16 protein-coding genes and 1 tRNA gene are annotated in these 18,236 nt (G+C 67.7%); 6 read left to right on the top strand and 11 right to left on the bottom strand.

The annotated features are described in order from the left end of the window. The first annotated feature begins 134 nt into the window (after positions 1–134). Positions 135–1,673 carry a (R)-citramalate synthase gene (locus tag DEQ67_RS03355; protein WP_004044292.1) on the top strand — a complete coding sequence of 513 codons (1,539 nt, stop codon included), beginning with the start codon at positions 135–137 and terminating at the stop codon, positions 1,671–1,673. Between the two features lie 69 nt (positions 1,674–1,742). On the opposite strand, the gene DEQ67_RS03350 is transcribed toward DEQ67_RS03355, so the two are convergent. Together DEQ67_RS03350 and DEQ67_RS03345 are read right to left on the bottom strand one after the other, a co-directional pair. Then, complete coding sequence (locus DEQ67_RS03350) at positions 1,743–1,922, bottom strand: hypothetical protein (RefSeq protein WP_115802221.1); 180 nt, start codon at positions 1,920–1,922, stop codon at positions 1,743–1,745. 137 nt (positions 1,923–2,059) lie between these two features. Further along, positions 2,060–2,209: a hypothetical protein gene (locus tag DEQ67_RS03345; protein WP_170076453.1), complete on the bottom strand. Its 150-nt coding sequence runs from the start codon at positions 2,207–2,209 to the stop codon at positions 2,060–2,062. A gap of 105 nt (positions 2,210–2,314) precedes the next feature. Between DEQ67_RS03345 and bluB the strand changes: the two genes are divergently transcribed. Then, the gene (gene bluB / locus DEQ67_RS03340; protein WP_004065082.1) at positions 2,315–2,971 is read left to right on the top strand and encodes a 5,6-dimethylbenzimidazole synthase; all 657 of its coding nucleotides are present in this window, start codon (positions 2,315–2,317) and stop codon (positions 2,969–2,971) included. 326 nt (positions 2,972–3,297) lie between these two features. Here the strand turns inward: bluB and DEQ67_RS03335 are convergent. Beyond that, positions 3,298–3,382 (bottom strand) — tRNA-Ser (locus tag DEQ67_RS03335). A 198-nt stretch (positions 3,383–3,580) separates the two neighbouring features. Here DEQ67_RS03335 and DEQ67_RS03330 point away from each other — a divergent pair. After that, positions 3,581–4,531 (top strand): AAA family ATPase, encoded by a 951-nt coding sequence (locus DEQ67_RS03330; RefSeq protein WP_004044296.1) that lies wholly within the window; start codon positions 3,581–3,583, stop codon positions 4,529–4,531. 33 nt (positions 4,532–4,564) lie between these two features. On the opposite strand, the gene DEQ67_RS03325 is transcribed toward DEQ67_RS03330, so the two are convergent. The 4 genes from DEQ67_RS03325 to DEQ67_RS03310 are packed head-to-tail and all read right to left on the bottom strand — an operon-like array spanning position 4,565 to position 7,855. Then, positions 4,565–5,071, bottom strand: coding sequence for a DUF7519 family protein (locus DEQ67_RS03325; protein ID WP_115891361.1), 507 nt, complete (start codon positions 5,069–5,071; stop codon positions 4,565–4,567). Beyond that, the gene (locus tag DEQ67_RS03320) at positions 5,059–6,327 is read right to left on the bottom strand and encodes a DUF58 domain-containing protein (protein ID WP_115891362.1); all 1,269 of its coding nucleotides are present in this window, start codon (positions 6,325–6,327) and stop codon (positions 5,059–5,061) included. Before DEQ67_RS03320 ends, DEQ67_RS03325 begins: the two co-directional genes overlap by 13 nt. Then, a complete protein-coding gene (locus DEQ67_RS03315) occupies positions 6,324–6,896 on the bottom strand; it encodes a DUF7269 family protein (protein ID WP_004065091.1) in 573 nt (190 codons plus the stop codon). The genes DEQ67_RS03320 and DEQ67_RS03315 overlap by 4 nt, the downstream gene beginning before the upstream one ends. Then, positions 6,893–7,855: a DUF4129 domain-containing protein gene (locus DEQ67_RS03310; RefSeq protein WP_004044300.1), complete on the bottom strand. Its 963-nt coding sequence runs from the start codon at positions 7,853–7,855 to the stop codon at positions 6,893–6,895. The genes DEQ67_RS03315 and DEQ67_RS03310 overlap by 4 nt, the downstream gene beginning before the upstream one ends. A 765-nt stretch (positions 7,856–8,620) precedes the next feature. Here DEQ67_RS03310 and DEQ67_RS03305 point away from each other — a divergent pair. The 3 genes from DEQ67_RS03305 to DEQ67_RS03295 all read left to right on the top strand — a co-directional run bounded on the left by DEQ67_RS03305 (position 8,621) and on the right by DEQ67_RS03295 (position 14,100). Beyond that, complete coding sequence (locus tag DEQ67_RS03305; RefSeq protein ID WP_004065096.1) at positions 8,621–9,847, top strand: orc1/cdc6 family replication initiation protein; 1,227 nt, start codon at positions 8,621–8,623, stop codon at positions 9,845–9,847. Positions 9,848–10,072: 225 nt separating this feature from the next. Further along, positions 10,073–11,527 (top strand): ATPase domain-containing protein, encoded by a 1,455-nt coding sequence (locus tag DEQ67_RS03300; RefSeq protein ID WP_115891363.1) that lies wholly within the window; start codon positions 10,073–10,075, stop codon positions 11,525–11,527. Further along, complete coding sequence (locus DEQ67_RS03295; RefSeq protein ID WP_115891364.1) at positions 11,524–14,100, top strand: PAS domain S-box protein; 2,577 nt, start codon at positions 11,524–11,526, stop codon at positions 14,098–14,100. The genes DEQ67_RS03300 and DEQ67_RS03295 overlap by 4 nt, the downstream gene beginning before the upstream one ends. A 23-nt stretch (positions 14,101–14,123) precedes the next feature. Here DEQ67_RS03295 and DEQ67_RS03290 read toward each other — a convergent pair whose 3' ends face one another. From DEQ67_RS03290 to DEQ67_RS03275, 4 genes are read right to left on the bottom strand one after another with little or no spacing between them, the layout of a single operon-like run. Then, complete coding sequence (locus tag DEQ67_RS03290) at positions 14,124–14,519, bottom strand: DUF7268 family protein (protein WP_004065102.1); 396 nt, start codon at positions 14,517–14,519, stop codon at positions 14,124–14,126. Between the two features lie 6 nt (positions 14,520–14,525). Beyond that, the gene (locus DEQ67_RS03285; protein ID WP_004065104.1) at positions 14,526–15,461 is read right to left on the bottom strand and encodes an ABC transporter permease; all 936 of its coding nucleotides are present in this window, start codon (positions 15,459–15,461) and stop codon (positions 14,526–14,528) included. Then, positions 15,458–16,477, bottom strand: coding sequence for an ABC transporter permease (locus DEQ67_RS03280; protein WP_004065106.1), 1,020 nt, complete (start codon positions 16,475–16,477; stop codon positions 15,458–15,460). The genes DEQ67_RS03285 and DEQ67_RS03280 overlap by 4 nt, the downstream gene beginning before the upstream one ends. Before the next feature lie 25 nt (positions 16,478–16,502). Continuing rightward, complete coding sequence (locus tag DEQ67_RS03275) at positions 16,503–18,224, bottom strand: ABC transporter substrate-binding protein (RefSeq protein ID WP_115860362.1); 1,722 nt, start codon at positions 18,222–18,224, stop codon at positions 16,503–16,505. Between the last annotated feature and the right edge of the window lie 12 nt (positions 18,225–18,236).

The raw sequence follows: 18,236 nt of genomic DNA, 5'->3' as shown, positions 1-18,236 counted from the left end.
TTTATCCCTTCATCGACAAATGTGTTCAACTACTATGTCGGAACCTACCACACCGACGGAGGATAGAGTAAGTCGTCGCGAGACGGCTGGCTGTGAAATTCGACGGTTCTAACCCACAAGGACACGATTCTACCGTGAACGAACGATTCGGGAAGACCCCCGAGCTACGCACTTCTGATTCAGTACAGCTCTTAGACACCACGCTCCGCGACGGTGAGCAGGCCCCCGGGGTCTCGCTGACGCCGACCCAGAAGGCCGACATCGCCCGCGCGCTCGACCGCGCGGAGGTCGATTACATCGAAGCCGGGAGCGCCTGCACCGGCCCCGGCGAGCGCGAGACGATAAAGCGCGTCACGTCGCTCGGCCTCGACGCGACGGTGACGAGCTTCGCCCGCGGCGTCAAGAACGACGTCGACCTCGCGCTCGACTGCGACGTCGACGGCGTCACGCTCGTCGTGCCGGCGAGCGACCGCCACGTCGAGTCGAAAGTCGGGACGACCCGCGAGGACGTCGTCGAGACGACCGACGAACTCGTCGCCTACGCCAAGGACCACGGCCTCTGGGTCGAGGTCATCGGCGAGGACGGCTCGCGGGCCGCCCCGGAGTTCCTCGAATCGCTCGCGCGCGCCAGCCACGACGCCGGTGCCGACCGCTTCTGTTTCGCCGATACGGTCGGCCACACGAGCCCCGAACACACCTACGAGGTCGTCTCCCGACTCTCCGAGCTTGGCCCGACCTCGACGCACACCCACGACGACCTCGGCCTCGCGATGGCGAACGTCCACGCCAGCCTCGCCGCGGGCGCGGACCTCGTCCACACCACGGTCAATGGCATCGGCGAGCGCGCCGGCAACGTCGCGCTCGAAGAGGTCGCCATCGCGCTCGACCACTGCTACGACGTGGAGTCGGTGAAGCTCGACGAACTGTACGCGCTGGCCCAGAAGGTCGCACAGGCCACGGGCGTCTCGCTCCCGCCGAACAAGGCGGTCGTCGGCCAGAACGCCTTCACCCACGAGAGCGGCATCCACACCGACGGGACGCTGAAGGACGACGCGATGTACGAGCCGTACCCGCCGGAGACGGTCGGCCGCGAGCGCCGCCTCGTCCTCGGGAAACACGCCGGGCGCGCCGGCGTCAAGGCCGCGCTGGACGAACACGGCGTCGACGCCACCGACGAGGAAGTCGCGGCCGTCGTCGAGCGCGTGAAGGAACTCGGGGACCGCGGCAAGCGCGTCACCGACGCCGACCTCCTCGCGTTCGCAGAGGACGTTCAGGGCCGCGAGCGCGCCCGACAGGTCGAACTGCTCGACCTCACGGCCGCCTCGGGCGGCGGCACGCCGACCGCGAGCGTCCGCCTCCGCGTCGAGGGCGAGGAACGCGTCGCCTCCGGCACCGGGTCCGGCCCGGTCGACGCCGCGGTGAAGGCCGTCCGCGAGGCGCTCGGCCCCGACGCCGACGCCCAACTCGACGAGTACCACGTCGACGCCATCACCGGCGGCACCGACGCCGTCGTGACCGTCGAGGTGACGATGTCGCTCGGAGACCGAAGCGTCTCCGTCGCGGCGTCGCACGCCGACATCACGCGGGCGAGCGTCCAGGCGATGGTGGACGCGCTGGACCGACTGCTCGCGCCGAACCACACGTCGCCGACGCCCGCGTCGGCCGACGACTGAGAAGACGACCCTGTCGCGTCGCGGCCGCGTTTTTCTCCCGCTCCCGGGACGACTGAATCCGAACCCGGACTACCGCGTCTCTTTGGCGACGAGGTAGGTCCAGCCGCCGCGGCGCTCGAACCCGATAGCGTCGTCGCCGAGCTCCGTCTCCGCGAAGTCGGCGACGCGGCCGGTCCGGACCGTCGTCACGTCGATGCGTCGCGTCCCGTCCCGTTCGCTCGTGTCCGCGCTTACTGCGTTCGCACTCATACTCTCGCTGACGCGGGCAGGGGATATGTATCGCATCCTAGGAGAGTGAAAGTGAAATCGAGGGACTTCGCGGCCCCGTGACACTGTGTCGCACACCTTACGCGAGGACGACACTCGAAGCAAGCGTCTCGAAGCGCTCACTCCGGCGCGAAGGCGACGAGAACGATGGTGACGACCACGACGAACGCTGCGCCGAAGTAGCCGGCAACCCGGTAACTCTCGATGAGCACGAGCAAAAACAGGAGGGCGATGATGACGTCGAGTCTGTATTTGAGCGCGGTGTCCATACGGACCGGCATTCGTGTCTAATTAGTAACTGTTTTGGTGGCGTGAAGCGCGCTCCGTCGGGCGTATCAGAACCGATTTGCGAGCCAGTCAGGACTATCGAAACGATGGTTGGGTTCACGGAGCGCGAGCGGTCGGGCGTGTACAAGTCGATTTACGCACGGCGGGACATCAGGCGGTTCAGCGACGATACGGTGTCCGAGGAGACGCTGGCGCGACTGCTCGATGCCGCGCATCACGCCCCGAGCGTCGGCTTCTCGCAGCCGTGGGATTTCGTCGTCGTCGAGGACGACGAGACGAAAGCGGCCGTCGCGTCCATCGCGGAGCGTGCGATTGCGGCGGCCCGCGAGGGCTATCGAGAGCCTCGAAAGTCGGAGTTCGGTCGGTTGAAGCTGGAAGGCATCACCGACGCCCCGGTGAACGTCTGCGTCACGTGCGACCCGACGCGGGACGCCCCGCACGTCCTCGGGCGCAACACGATGCAGGCGATGGACGCCTACTCGACGTGTCTCGCCGTGCAGAACCTCTGGCTGGCCGCGCGGGCCGAAGGCGTCGGCGTCGGCTGGGTGTCGTTTCTCTACCCCCACGAGGTCCGCGAAGTACTCGGGATTCCGCACCACGTCGAGCCGATTGCGTATCTCTGCGTCGGCTATCCCGAGGACGGCTTTCCCGAGGAGCCGGTCCTCCAACGAGAGGGCTGGCGCGAGCGCATCGACACGAGCGAACTCGTTCACTGGGGAGAGTGGGAGTCTACGTCGGACTGAGAGAATCGGAGTCGCGGCGCGACGAGACGCGCCGCCCGGAACGTTGTGGCCGCGAGAAGCGCCGAGGGTGAGATTTGAACCTCACTCGCTCACTGCGTTCGCTCGCTGGTTCAAATCTCGGGTCGTCGCACAGCCTCGTCACGCGGAGCGAGAGACATGAACGTCTCTCGCGGGGTGACGTTCGGAAGAAGCGCCGAGGGTGAGATTTGAACCGCAGTCGCTCCCATGCGGTCGCTCCTTGATTCAAATCTCAGGACGTTGCACACGCGGCCACGGAGTCGCGGCGCGACGAGACGCGCCGCTCGGAACGTTGTGGCCGCGAGAAGCGCCGAGGGTGAGATTTGAACTCACGTGTCCGAATGGACAGTAGATTTCGAATCTACCGCCTTGGCCGGGCTAGGCTACCTCGGCTTCCATCGTTGTCTCTCTCGCGGATAGTTTAATCCGTTTCGATTTCCGAGGGCCGCGGCGGAGAGTCACACGGATGCGGTCGGCGGGTCTCTGGCCCAACTGCGTCCGGGCGGGACGGGCGGAGTCGACGACCGACGAGCGACCGACCAGAGCGCCACCGACCAATGGGAATAAGTCGCACGCAGACCCGGGTGGTGTATGGACATCGACACGGCCAGCGAGACGTGCTCCGAGGTGCTCGACGCCATCTCGGAGGCCGTCATCGCCGACCGAGCCTTCCTCGAAACCGTCCTGACGGGCGTCCTCGCCCGCGGCCACGTCCTCCTCGAAGACGTTCCGGGAACCGGAAAGACGCTCACCGCGCGGAGCGTCGCCACCGCGCTCGGGCTGTCGTTTTCCCGCGTGCAGTTCACCCCGGATCTGCTTCCCGCCGACGTGACCGGGACGAACATCTACGACGAGCGCGAGCGGACCTTCGAGTTCTCGCCGGGGCCAATCTTCGCCAACGTCGTCCTCGCCGACGAAATCAACCGCGCGCCGCCGAAGACGCAGGCCGCCCTCCTCGAAGCGATGGAGGAAGGACAGGTGACCGTCGACGGCGAGACACACCAGCTCCCGAGCCCCTTCTTCGTCATCGCGACGCAGAATCCCGTCGAACAGGAGGGGACGTTCACCCTCCCCGAGGCGCAGGTCGACCGGTTCGTCGTGAAATCGGCCATCGGCTACCCCGACCTCGACGGCGAGGTCGAACTCCTCCACCGGCGTGCGGGCCGGAGCGATCAGAGCCCGAGCGTCGAGCGCGTCCTCGACCGCGACGCCGTCGCCGCCATCCGCCGCGCGCCCGAATCGGTCCGCGTCGAGGACGACCTGCTCGAATACATGGCGAAGCTCGCGCGGGAGACCCGAACCGACCGCCGGGTCCGCATCGGCGTCTCCCCCCGCGGGACCCAACGGCTGTTCGAGGCGACCCGCGCCCGCGCCGTCATCGAGGGCCGCGAGTTCGTCACGCCCGACGACGTAAAGCGCGTCGCGCAGTCCGTGCTCGCTCACCGCCTCGTCCTGACTCCGGACGCGCGGGTCGAAGACGTGCGGAAATCGGACGTCGTCGACGACGTGCTCGGTCGAGTGACCGTGCCGACGCTGGAGTAAGGCGGGAGACGTGAGGCGTGGAGCGGACACGGCTCAGCGCGCCACGACCGCCACGAGCGCGACGACGCCGACCAGCAGTAAGACGACGGCCGTGATGGGCTGGCCGCCGGCGGCCGCCCGGTCAGCGCCGTAGACGACGGCCGCGCCGACCGCGAGCACGACGAGCGTCGCCGCCGCGTGGACGAGTTCGAGCCGGAGCGTGTCGGTCTCGCGGCCGAGGTGTGCGCCGACGGAGCGCGCGTTGTCCGCGAGGTCCCACGCGAGTATCGACCCGACCGCGGCGAGCAGAAGCGCCTCCGTCCCGGCCCCGCTCGCGCCCGCAAAGAGGAGCGAGAGGAAGAACAGCCCGCCCGCGGCGTCGACGACGCGCCGCGAGCCGCTGAACAGTCCGGCGGCGAGCGCGACCGTCGCGGCGAGGCCGCCGACCGCCGCCGTCGACGTGGTGAAGCCGAGCGCGAGGACGGTGAACCCGGCGGCCGACAGCGCCAGTGCGGTCCCCGTCCGGGTCGGCTGGCGGGTGATTTCGCTCACCGCGACCACCCCGCTTCGGCCCGCGCGAGCGCGACACCGAGGGACTCGTCACCCCAGTCGACGACGCGGAGGCCGCTCCCCCGGAGTTCGCGGAGCCGCAGGTCGCGCTCGATGCGTGCGAGGCGCGCGCCGACGGTCGATGTCGTCGTCGGGTCCGGCGAGACGACCGTCACGGCGTGGCCGTAGGCCTCCAACCGACGGGCGACCGAGACGCCGTAGTCGTCCACGAGCGGCGAGCAGAAGATGACCTGCGCGTCGCTGGCGAGTCGACGCCGGAGTCGGCGCACGGCCACGGAGGGGAAAAAGGCCCCGTCCGGCGGCGTCGGCGCGAACGCCGGGTGGGTCGCGAACAGCCGGCGGGCGCGGGCGCGGTGGTCGACGCCCGACGAGGGGGCGAGCCAGCACTCGTCGGGGCCGAACGCGGCGACGCCGACGCTGTCGCCGCCGTCGAGGAGTGCCGAGAAGGCGACGCTCGCGGCGTCCACGGAGCGCTCGACCGCGGTCTCCCCCTCGTCGTCGGGGGCGACGTGCGCCTCAGACCGGGTGTCGACGACGAGGACGACGGACGCCGCGCGCTCCTCTCTGAACTCCACCGTGGCGAGTTCGCCCGTGCGGGCGCGGCGGTTCCAGTCGATGCGCCGAATCGGGTCGCCGTGGCGGTACTCGCGGATGGAGGCGAACTCCAGTCCCGACCCCGGCACGTCGGTCTCGACGCGGCCGGCGTACTTCGAGGTGAGGCCCCGAAGCGGCAGGTCGGCGGTCGCGGCGAGTTCGGGCTCACACCGGAGCGTCGTCTCGGCGTCGACCGTCTCGCGGGACTCGACGGCCCCGCTCGGGTCGCGGACGACGACGACCGTCTCGTCCCACGAATGCTCGCCGCGGACGGCCGTGACCGTGTACGTCGCGGTCGCGGTCGCGCCCGGTCGAAGCGCCGTCCCCAGTCGGGCGGAACCGTCGACGACGCCGAGCGCCGGCGGCACGCCGTCGACGACGCGGAGGTCGAACAGCGTGCTGGACCCCTCGTTGGTGACGCGGAGCGTGACTTCGACCTCGTCGCCGGGGTCGGGCGTCGCGTCCGAGAGGTCGCGCTCGATTCGGAGCGACACCTCGGGAATCGCCGCGACCCGGACGTAACCGAGGACGACGACGCCGAGGCCGGCCGCGAGGAGCAGCGACGATTCGCGGGTGAACACGCCCGCGGCGGCCGCCACGAGGACGAGACCGTCGAGGCCGGTCCAGCGTTCGGTGTCGAACCCGCGGCTCATCGGCGCTCACCCGCGGGGCCGTCGGTAGTGCCGACTTGTTCTATCGCGGCGACGGCTCGCTCGGCGCGGTCGGTGAGCGACGACCGGCCGGACAGAAACAGGCGGACGCGCTGTCGGAGCGGAATCGAGACGGACGCGCCGAGAAAGCGCGCGGCGACCGGGTCGTCGGTCCACCCGCCGGTTTCGAGGAGCGCGGCCGCTTCCTCGGGAGCGCGACCGCCGCGGGCGACGAGCGCCTCCTTGGCCCGCGTTTCGAGGCGGTCGACGACGCGCTCGCGGGCGGCCCAGCGGGTGCCCTGACCCATCGCAGACACGAGGTCGTCGTCGAAGTCGGCTCCGGGCACCGGGACCGAAATCCGCGCTTCCGGGTCGTCGGTAACCGTGGTGTTCGAGGGCGTATCGCGGCGGCACTGGACGTACCGAAGCCCCTGGAGCGCCGCGAGCGCCGCGACGAGTCCGAGGAAGATATCCGTCAGTTCGAGGCCGAAGGAGACGCCTGCGACGACCGCAAGTCCGGCGGTCGTGGCGACGACGCCGACGAGCAAGAACAGCCGACGCGTCAGCGTCATCGGTCGCCCTCCGGTGAGTCGGCGTAGGCGCGTTCGATGCTTCTGAGCGCGTCGACCGCCCGGCGCTCCCGCTCCGGCGTCGCCTCGAAGCCGCCGTATCGGACTTCCTCGAACAGCGTCGTCAGGTCGTCCACGTCGTCGCGGTCCATCCCGGCGTCGACGGCCGAGTGGGCGAACTCGGCGGGCGTCGCAGCGCGACGGTTCGGCACGTCGAGGAGCGCGGTCATCTCACCCCACGCGCGGAACACTTCGTTTTCGACGTCGGCGTCGCCGTCTTCGATGCGCTGGGCCGCGGCCCCGGCGGCCCGTCCGACGGCGGCGACGTTCGACCCCTCGTCCTCGTCGGCGGGGGTGACTTCGTCGTCGGCCGCGGGCGAGTCGCCGGTCCCGGTGACGAGCATGAAGGCCGCGACGGCGAGGGCGACGGCGAGCAAGAGGCCGAACAGCACCGTGGGCGGTGAGACGCTCTGCGCCGCGTTCCCGCCTTGGCCGAGACTACCACCGCCGCCGGCGGGGAGAAACGACACGTTTCGCGCGGCGGCCGCGGCACGAGACGAAAACGAGAACTCGCGGCGACATCCCGTGAGGAGGGCGAAAAGCAGGACGACCGGCGGCCCGACCGCCGCGAAGATTGCGAGGGGCGGAAGCAGAGAGCCGGTCTCCCGGTAGGCGTACGCGCCGAGGAGGACGAAGACGAGGGCGACGACCGCGAGGACTCCGGGTGAGAGCAACCACGGGAAACACGGCGTCGGGATGCTGAGACTGCCGGACGAATCACCGGACGGTTGGGTGCCGGTCTCGTCTGTGTCTCCAGCGACCGCGCCGCCGGTCTCGCCGCCACCGAAGCCGACTGGGCCGCCGCTTGAGACGACGGTCGAATCGATGGTGGCGGCGACGACCGAGAGGGCGACGACCGCGAGGAGGGCCAGTGCGAGCGCGCGGAGGGCGGAACGGTCCACGGGGGTAGGTAACAGCATCCGAGGTAAAGACATTTCGAGGGGCGGGGCCGTCGCCGGCGGGACGACTGTCACCCCGTCGACCAGTCGAGTCGAGCGGAGCGTCGGTCGCGCCGTGTCGGCGGTGCCGAAGGGTCACGGACGACGCGACTGGACAGACCGGCCGTACAAGTGAATGGGTCGCCGCGGCGGAACGCGAAAGCCGCGGTCCGACACCCACACACCACGTTTGCAAGTGAATTGGCGGGGGAAGCGATGGTCGCGGCGTACCCACAGACACCACCGTTGCACGTGAAGCGCGGTGACGCCGCGGAGGGGGTGGGACCGGCGACTGCGCGGGGAGAGCACCGGTGCAAGTGAACCTCGAACGGGACTCGTCGCGCGTCACCCACCACCATTTCAGGTGATTCACTCCGATTGAGGCCGTCTACGCCTCGTTAACGGGAGACGCTTCCCACCGAGACGTACACCGTGAGCACCGAAACATGTCAACGCTTTAGTTGAACGCGTGCTCTGTTGTTCTACTAGCTACTCTCGCGTGCTCTCCTTCACTTGCAAACATGGTGTGTGTCTGTTCAAACGAGTTCACATGACCCACGAAATACGATAACATGGGCCAGTATAGAGTGAGCAAGCATCAACCGAGAGACGGCGGTTCCAGACGAGAACACGCGGTCCGACTCCGGCGATACCGTCGTCGTCACAATTCACATGAATCAGATGAAATCGGGGTTTTAAATAAGGGGACGCTACAACGGACCGACGCTAATGCGCCGGTTCGAGCGAAAACAAAACGTCTTCACCAACAAGGACGCCCTCGGGGAGTCCTACAAGCCCGAGCGCATCGAGGAGCGCGACGACGAGATTTCGGAGTACATGGACGCGCTCCAACCGGTCGTCGACGGCTGGGAGCCGAACAACGTCTTCCTGTACGGAAACACCGGCGTGGGGAAGACCGCAGTCACCGAGTTCCTTCTGGAAATGCTCCTCGAAGACGTCTCGCAGTACGACGACGTGGACCTCAGCGTCATCTCCATCAACTGCAAGACGCTCAACTCCTCGTATCAGGTGGCGGTCGAACTCGTCAACGAGCTTCGACCGCCCGGTGCGGAGATTAGCTCGACCGGCTACCCCCAACAGACCGTCTTCAAGAAGCTGTTTCAGGAGTTGGACGACGTGGGCGGGACGGTGCTCATCGTCCTCGACGAAGTCGACTCCATCGGCGACCGCGACGAACTCCTCTACGAACTCCCGCGGGCGCGCTCGAACGGCAAGCTCGAAGACGCCAAGGTCGGCCTCATCGGCATCTCGAACGACTTCAAGTTCCACGACCAACTCGACCCGCGCGTGCAGGACACGCTCTGCGAGCGCGAACTCCACTTCCCGCCGTACCAAGCGCCCGAGCTCCAGAACATCCTCGAATCGCGCGCTGAGGTCGCCATCGCAGAAGACGCCTGCGAGGAGGGCGTGCTCAACCTCTGTGCGGCGCTCGCCGCCCGCGACAGCGGGAGCGCGCGGCAGGCGCTCGACCTCCTGCGGCTGGCGGGCGAACACGCCGAGAACAAAGACGACGAGCGAATCACGCTCGACCACGTCGACATCGCCCGGCAGAAACTCGAACAGGAGCGCGTCGTCGAGGGGATGCGCGAACTCACCGAAAACGGCCACTTCGCCCTCCTCGCGGTCGTCTCGAAGGCCGCCCACGACGAGACGCCGTGTCGGATGCGCGACCTCTATCAGGAGTACCTCCGGCTGTGTAACTCGGCCGGTATCGACCCGCTCGCCCAGCGGTCGGTCCACAACCACCTCTCGGACCTCCGGATGCTCGGCATCCTCTCGGCCGAGGAGAACCGAACCGGTTCGCGCGGGAACTATTACAGCTACGCGCTCGACGTGCCGTTCTCCAGCGCGATGGAGGCGCTGTCCGACGTGCTCGCTCTCGACTCGGTCCTCGACGAGATTCGGAAGACCGCGACGCAGGCCGAGGCCGCCTGACCCCACGGCGACGCGGCCCCCCGAATCGACGTGCCGAGGTAGTGTGTCACGGATGTGGTGCTCCGGGCGTGGTGTCCGGGATGTGGTGCTCCGAGCGTGGTGTCTCGGGACATGATGTTTCGGGGGGCGGTGTGCTGGACTGCGGCGTTCCGAGACGTGGCGTTCCGAGACGCGGTAGTTCGAGGCGGTGGTAGTTTCTTGGTGCGCCGGACAGATGTGTACGGTATGACGAATCTCCCCCCGCGACTCTCCACGGGAATCTCCGGACTCGACGCGGTACTAGACGGCGGGCTAGTGCCGAACCGAACGTACATGGTCCGCGGAGAATCCGGGGCGGGAAAGACCATCGCCGGCTACCACTTCTTGACCGCCGGGCGCGAAAACGACGAGGACGTGCTGTTCATCTCCTTCGAGGAGTCGAACGCCGAACTCCGGGCGAACGCCGGAACGCTCGGGTTCGACCTCTCCGAGCTCCCGATTCTCGACTTGAGCCCGTCGCCCGATGCGTTCCTCGACGACGAGGCCTACACCATGCTGTCGCCGAGCGAGGTGGAAGGGAAGTCGACGGCGACCGAACTGCGAGACGCAATCGATGAACACGACCCCGACAGAGTCGTCATCGACCCGCTGAGCCAACTCGGTCGGCTCTCGTCGGACGAATACCAGTTCCGCCGACTCGTCTCGTCGCTCCTGAGCTATCTCAAGCGGTCGGGTGCGACGACGCTGTTCACGAGCCAGCCGTCGAGCGGCGGCACCGACGAGACGCTCGCGTACCTCTGCGACGGCTCGATATCGCTGTCTCGGTCCGACTGGGGGCGGTCGGTCCGCATCGAGAAGTTCCGCGGCTCGGGCTCGCAGACGGGGCCGCACGCCGTGCGAATCGACGGCGGTCACGGGATGCGCGTCTTCCCGCGACTCGTCCCCGGCTCGCACCACCGCGAGTTCACTATCGAGCCGCTCTCGTCGGGCATCGACGACCTCGACGCCCTGCTCGGCGGCGGCATCGAGCGGGGGAGCATCACGCTCGTCAGCGGCCCGAGCGGCGTCGGTAAGTCCACCACCGGAGCCGCGTTCGCGCGGGCGACCGCCGAACGCGGCGAGCGCGCCGCGGTCTATCTGTTCGAGGAGAGCAAACGGAGCTTCCGACACCGCTCCGAGTCCGTCGGCATCCCGATAGACGACCTCGTCGACTCCGGGAACCTCCGGGTCGACGCCGTCGAACCGCTCTCGCTTTCGACCGACGAGTTCGCCCAGCGGGTGCGCGCCGAGGTCGAAGCCAACGACACCAAATTCGTGCTGATAGACGGTACCGCGGGCTACCAACTCAGCCTTACCGACGAGCGGAGCGACATCCGCCGCGAACTCCACGCGCTGGCGCGGTACCTCAAGAACATGGGCGTCACCGTCGTGCTGACCGAGGAGGTACAGCAGGTCACCGGCGCGTTCCACGCCTCGGACAACCACGTGAGCTACCTCGCGGACAACATCCTGTTCATCCGCTACATCGAGGTGCGCGGCGAGATTCGCAAGGCCGTCGGCGTCCTCAAAAAGCGGTTCGGCGGCTTCGAGCCGACGCTCCGGTCGTTCGAAATCGGGAGGGACGGCATCACCGTCGGCGAACCGCTCGACGAGCTACGTGGCATCCTCACGGGGACGCCGACGTGGAACGAGGCCGAGTGACCGTGAGCGAAGACGCGTCCCGGAACGGAGCGCGCTCCGCGCGTGACGCGTCCGACGAGGAACGGATACTCCTCGCGGTTCGCGGCGCTCGGGACCGCGAGCTACTGGCGGGCCTCCTCGACGCGTACGAAGTCGTCGTCTGGGAACGCGGCCACGAGGACGAATCCCAACTTCCGGAGTTCGACCTCTGTATCGTCGATATGGCGACGTACTCGGCGGTTGCCGACGCGCTCGACGAACGCAAAGCCGACGCCGGCGACCGCTTCGTGCCGGTGCTGTTGACGGTCACGCAAGACGAACAGCGCGTCGCCGCACGGCGACTCGACGACGTGCCGGACGACGTGCTCGCGGTCCCCGCACCGAGCGCAGTCATCCGGTCGCGGGTCGAGTCGCTCCTCCAGACCCGACGGCAGTCGCTCCAACTCGCGCTGTACCGCCGGGCGATGGACAGCGCGACGGTCGGCATCACCATCACCGAAGCCGACGACGACCAACCGCTCACGTACGTCAACGACGCCTTCGAGGAGATGACCGGCTACGACCGCTCGGAGGTCATCGGCCGGAACTGTCGATTCCTCCAAGGGGACGACACCGACCCCGAGGCGGTCGAGACGCTCCACGAGGCGGTCGACGCTGGCGAGAGCGCCGCCGTCGGCCTCACGAACTACCGGAAGGACGGAACGCCGTTCTGGAACGACCTGAAGATATCGCCGGTCTACGACGACGGGGAGCTCACCCACTTCGTCGGGTTCCAGACCGACGCGACCGTCCGCCACGCGCTCAGGAACCAACTCGTCAACGAGACGCAAACGCTCAAACAGCTCTTCGAGACGAGTCCGGTCGGTATCGTGGTCCTCGACGAAGACGAGATAATCATGCGCGCCAACGAGTCGGCCCAAGAGATTCTCGGTCTGGGCCGGTCAGTCGTGCTCGGACAGCCGTACGACGCCCCCGAGTGGGAACTCGTCGACGAGCGCGGAGAGCCACTCGACCGCGGTGGGCTCCCCTTCGAACGGGCGAGAGAGGCCGGTGAGACCGTCAAGGGCTTCGAACACGGCATCGAAGTCGGCGGCGACCGCCGGTGGGTCGTCGTCAACGCCGCGCCCCTGACTGGAAGCGGCGGGGAGTGCGTCGGTGTGATTGCCGTCATCGAGGACGTGACCGAAGTGAAGCGCCAGCAGCGCGACCGCGAACGACTGCTCGACCTGTTCGACCAGAGTCAGAAAATCGCCTCGGTCGGCGCGTGGGAGTTCAACACACGGACCGGGGAGGTCCTGTTCACGAGCGGACTCGCGGAACTCGTCGGCGTCGATCCGCGGGAGACCTTCGACCTCGAAGAGGCGTTCGCGTTCTACCATCCCGAGGACGAACACGAGGCCCGAGCGGCGTTCGGACGGCTCGTTGCGACCGGCGAAGAGCAGTCAGTCGAGTGCCGACTGGAGACGATGGACGGCGAGACGCGCTGGGCGAACGTCCGCGGCGTCGCGGCGCGGGAGACCGACGCCGCCGTCTACCGCGGGACCGTCCAAGACATCACCGAGCGAAAGGCCCGCTCCGAGGAGTTAGAGCGGTACGAGCGCATCGTCGAGACGACGGCCGACCCGATTTACACGCTCGACGACAATCTCCGGTTCGTCCTCGCGAACAGCGCGACCGCCGACCTGCTGGACTGTGACCCCGGCGAACTCACGGGCGAACACGTCTCGGCGGTGTTCGGCGAGCGACACGCCCAGGCGCTCTTAGAGGCTATCGCGTCGCTTCTCTCGGGGGATAGCGCCGAGGAGACCATCGAGACGGTCGTCGTCGACCGAGGCGGCGCTGAGCGACAGTTCCAGACGACCATCGCGGCGAAGTCGTCGGGCGGCGAGTTCGACGGCATCGTCTGCGTCGGCCGCGACGTGACCGAACTCCGGGAGCGCGAGCGGCGGCTTTCGGTCCTCGACCGCGTCATCAGACACAACCTCCGGAACAAGATGAACATCGCGCAGGCGCACGCGGCGATGCTGCTCGAAGCCGCCGACGACGCCGACGTGCGCGAGTCGGCGGCGGCCATCGAGCGGGCGGCGGACGAACTCCTCTCAATCGCCGAGACGGCACGAAAGTTCAGCTCCGCGCTCGACCCCGACGTGACCGAGCGGGTGCAACCGCAGAACGTTGCCGACCGCGTCCGCAGCGTGGTCGAAGGCGCTCAGCTCAGCTACCCCGGGGCGACCATCACCGTCGACGCGCCGGAGAACGTGCGAGCGTTGGCGCACGCGACGTTCGAACTCGCGGTGAACGAACTCGTCGACAACGCCGTCGCCTATGGCGGTGACGACGTCGAAATCGAACTCTCTGTCGCCGAGGCCGACGGTGCGGAGCAAGTGACGGTTCGAATCGCGGACAACGGGCCGGGGCTCCCCGCGCTCGAACGCGAATCGCTCATGTCCGGGCGGGAGTCGCCGCTTCGGCACACGAACGGGCTCGGTCTCTGGTTCGTCCGCTGGACGGTGACGAACAGCAACGGCACGATGGAAATCAGAGACAACGAACCGAGCGGGACGATTATCGAGCTTCGCCTGCCGAAAGCCTGAGTCCGAGTCTGCGTTCGGCCGGCTCAGGCGGCGACGAAAACAGAGGCGACCGACCCGACCGCCGTCGCCCCGAGCATCACGCCGAGTCCGAACCCGAGAACACGGGCCATCGCCCGGCGAGCGTCCGCTTCCGTCCAGCCCGTTCCGGTGTCGAGGTGCGCCTGCATCGACTCGATGCCGCGACCGAGCGCGACCGCCCCGGACCAGCCGAGGAGCCCGAACCCGAACGCGAGCGAGCCGACCGCGAACGTCGTCTCGACGCTCGCCGAGAAGTCACCGACGACCAGCCGAGCGACCAGCCAGACGGCGGCGACGAGCGCGCCCGCGAGGGCCGCCGTGCCGACGAGTCGGAGGCGAGTCGCCGCCCGTTCGAGCACGGGGGGCGACGCCGCGTCCGTCGGGTCCGGTGGCGCGGACACGGTCGGTTAGTCGACCGCTTCGCGCATCCGCGGGTCCAGCGCGTCGCGCATGCCGTCGCCGAGGAGGTTGAACCCCAGCACCGTGAGCGCGAGGAAGAACCCGGGGAAGAACGACCACCACCAGACGCCGGTGAGCAGGCCCTGACTCACGCCGTTCGAGAGCATGAGCCCCCACGAGGGCGTGCCCGCCGCGGCACCGAAGCCGAGGAACGACAGCGCCGCGAGGTCGATGATAGCCAGCCCGAAGTTGAGCGTGCTCTGGACCGTGATGGGCGCGAGGCAGTTCGGCAGGACGTGCCGAACCAGCACGCGCGGGTCGGCCGCGCCGAGCGCGACCGTCGCGTCGATGTACTCGTTTTCGAGCACGGTCAGCGCGGCCCCGCGGACGACGCGGGCGAACCGCGGCGTGTAGACGAGCGTCAGCGCGGCGACCGCTCGCCACAGACCGAGGTCGTCGGGGAAGATGGCGACGAGCGCCAGCGCCAACAGCAGCGACGGGAACGCGAGCAGCACGTCCATCGTCCGCATGATGACGTTGTCGGTCACGTCGCCGTAGTAGGCCGCGACGATGCCGAGCCCGACGCCGAGGACGGTCGAGGCGGCGACCGTGACGGTGCCGAACAGCATCGCGTACCACGCGCCGTACGCCACCCGCGGCAGGAGGCTGCGGGCCTGTCCGTCGGTGCCGAACGGGTAGTCGAGACTCGGCGGGGCGCGGTTCGGGTTCGTCCCGAGCTGCGACTGCGTGATGACTTCGAGGTCCAAGAACAGCCGCGCGTACAGCGCGATGACCACCATCGCGACGATGATGGCGATACCGGCGAGCGCGAGGCGGTTCGACAGCAGTCGGGAGACGAACGGCGACGCCGTGAGGCGGTCGACGAGCCCGCGCTGGTCGACGTCGGTCGCCGTCTCGTTCGTGGTCGTGGTTTCCGTGCTCATTGTTCGATCCGCGGGTCAAGGATGGAGTAGGTGATGTCGACGCCGAGGTTGACCAGCGTGAACAGGAACGCGAAGGTCAGGACCGTCCCCTGTACGATGGGGTAGTCACCGACCTTGATGGCCTCGACCAGGAGCGTCCCGATGCCGCCGATAGCGAACACCGTCTCCGTGAGTACTGCGCCGCCGAGCAGGCCACCGAACTGGATGCCGATGACCGTGATGACGGGAATCATCGCGTTGCGGAAGCCGTGCTTCAGGACCGTAATCTTCGCGCCTTGGCCCTTCGCGCGGGCGGTCCGCATGTAGTCCTGCCGGATGACCTCCAGCATCGACGAGCGCATCATCCGGGAGATGAGCGCCATCGAGTAGACGCCGATGACCGACGCCGGGAGAATCATGTGGCGGACCGCGGAGACGAACATATCCCAGTTGCCCGCGAGGAACGTGTCGACCGTGACGAGGCCCGTCACTCGGATGGCCTCGACGTTGTACAGCACCGAGATGCGACCGCTCGTCGGGAGCCATCCGAGCACCTGTGCGAACAGCAAGATGAGAAGCGGGCCGCTCCAGAAGATGGGCACGCTGATACCGGCGAGCGCACCGATGCGAGTCAGGTGGTCCGTGATGCTGTCCTGCTTGACGGCGCTCAGGATGCCCAGCGGGATGCCCAGCGAGATGCCGATGAGCTGCCCGTAGAGAGCGAGTTCGAGCGTGACCGGCAGCTTGTTGCCGAGCACTTCGCGGACCGGGGTGTTCCGCTGGATGATGAAGGACTCGCCGAACTGGAACTGCGCGGCGTCGGCGAGGAAGCGCCCGTACTGCACCCAGATGGGGTCGTTCAGGCCGAGGCTCTCTTCGACCTGCCGGACGAACTCCTCGCTGGCGCGTTCGCCCGCGATGGTGAGCGCCGGGTCGCCCGGCGAGAGATGCAGGATGGAGAAGACGAGCGACGCCACTCCCACCAACACCGGGACGAGCAACAGCAGCCGCTTGAGTACGAATCGTGTGGAAATCATGAAAGTCGAAGGCGCGGTCAGTTCCTCAGTTCAGGCTGACCAGATTGAGGTACGGACCGCTGATGGCGGCGACCTGGAACCCGCTGACGCGGCTGGAGACGCCGCGAAGCTCGTCCGCGTAGTCGAGGTAGACCCACGGGGCCTCGTCGTGTGCAATCTGGTTCGCCTCGTTGTACAGCGACTCGCGCTCGGCCTCGTCGTAGGTGCTCTGACCCTGTTCGACGAGGTCCATGTACTCGCGGTTCGCCCACGCCGAACGGTTACTGGTGTTGTAGCCTTCGGCGTCGAAGCTGACCCAGTCCTGTCCCTCCGTGAGTTCGCTCTCCTCTACCTGCGGGTGCAGGAGGACGTACATGAAGTTGTCCGGGTCGGCGTTGTCGGTGTACCAGCCGAGGAAACACGCGTCGTGGCGGCCCTGAGCGGTGTATTCGAGGAACGGACCGAACGACTGCTGGTTGATGTCGACTTCGATGCCGATTTCGCCGAGGTTGGACGCGACGGTCTCGGCGGTCTGAATCGGCGACGGGTTGTAGCCGCGGGGGTTCTGGAACGTCGCCAGTTCGAACGAGAAGCCGTCACCGTAGCCGGCCTCTTCGAGGAGGCGCTGGGCCTCCTCGGGGTCGTACGGGTACGGGTCGATGTCGTCGTTGTGGCCGAGGACGTTCGGCGGGAGCGGCTGGCTCGCCTGCGTCGCGAAGCCCGAGTAAATCTCGTTGACGATGGCTTCGGTGTTGATGGCGTGACTGACGGCCTGCCGGACGCGGCGGTCGCGGAACTCCTCGCGGCTCGCCATGTTGAACGCCATGTAGCCGATGTTGATACCCTCGGTGCGGACGAGGTTCGCGTTGCTGGCGTTTTCGACCTGGACGGACGACTGCGCACCGAGCCCGTCGATGATGTCGAGTTCGCCCGACGCGAGCGACTGCGCGCGCGTCGAGTTCTGGCCGATGGTGACGAAGACGACCTCGTCCACGTTCGGCCCGTCGCCCCAGTACTCGGAGTTGGCTTCGAGGCGGATGATTTCGTTCGCGTCGTCGAGGTTACTCAGCTGGAACGGCCCCGTCCCGACGGGGTTCGAACTGAGTTCCGTCCCGTACTCCTCGATGGCGGCGAGGGAGTGCACCGACGCCGCGAACATCGCCAGATTACGCAGGAACGGCGCGTACGACTGGGTCAGCTGAATCGTCATCGAGTAGTCGCCGTCGACCTGAATCTCGTCGATCCACGAGCCGAGGGTGAACGGCCCGTAGGCGGAGACGTAGTCGTCGCCGGCGTAGTACTCGTAGTCGCTGTCGACGAAGCGGCGATAGGTCGCCACGAAGTCCTCGGCCGTGAACTCCTCGCCGTTGTGGAACATCACGCCCTCGCGGAGCGTGATGGAGGCCGTCTCGCCCTCCAGGGAGTACTCGGTGGCGAGTCCCTGGGTCAGCGTGGACTGCCCCGGCTCGAAGTTGATGAGCGTGTCGTAGAGCTGTTCGGTCACCTTGGCGACCTCGCCGCTCGTACTGTTTTGGAAGTCGAGCGTCGGCGAGTGACTGCCGCGACCGTAGCGCAGGACCGAGTTCGAACCGTCGTCTTCGGTCTGTTCGGTCTGGTCCGTCTCTCCCTCGGTGGTCCCCTCACCGGATTCGGTGGTGGTTTCCTCGCCGCCGCCGCCGGAACAACCCGCAAGCGCGGCCGTCGCCGCAGCGGTTCCCGCGGCCGTCAGGAACCGACGCCGCGAGACGTTATTGCCATCTTGTGACATACGTGTACCTAT

Origin of the sequence: Haloferax sp. Atlit-48N, from assembly GCF_003383015.2 — an archaeon.
Taxonomy (GTDB): Archaea; Halobacteriota; Halobacteria; order Halobacteriales; family Haloferacaceae; genus Haloferax; species Haloferax volcanii.
The sequence above is the reverse complement of the archived record's forward strand: the minus strand, read 5'-3'. Positions and strand labels throughout refer to the sequence as shown.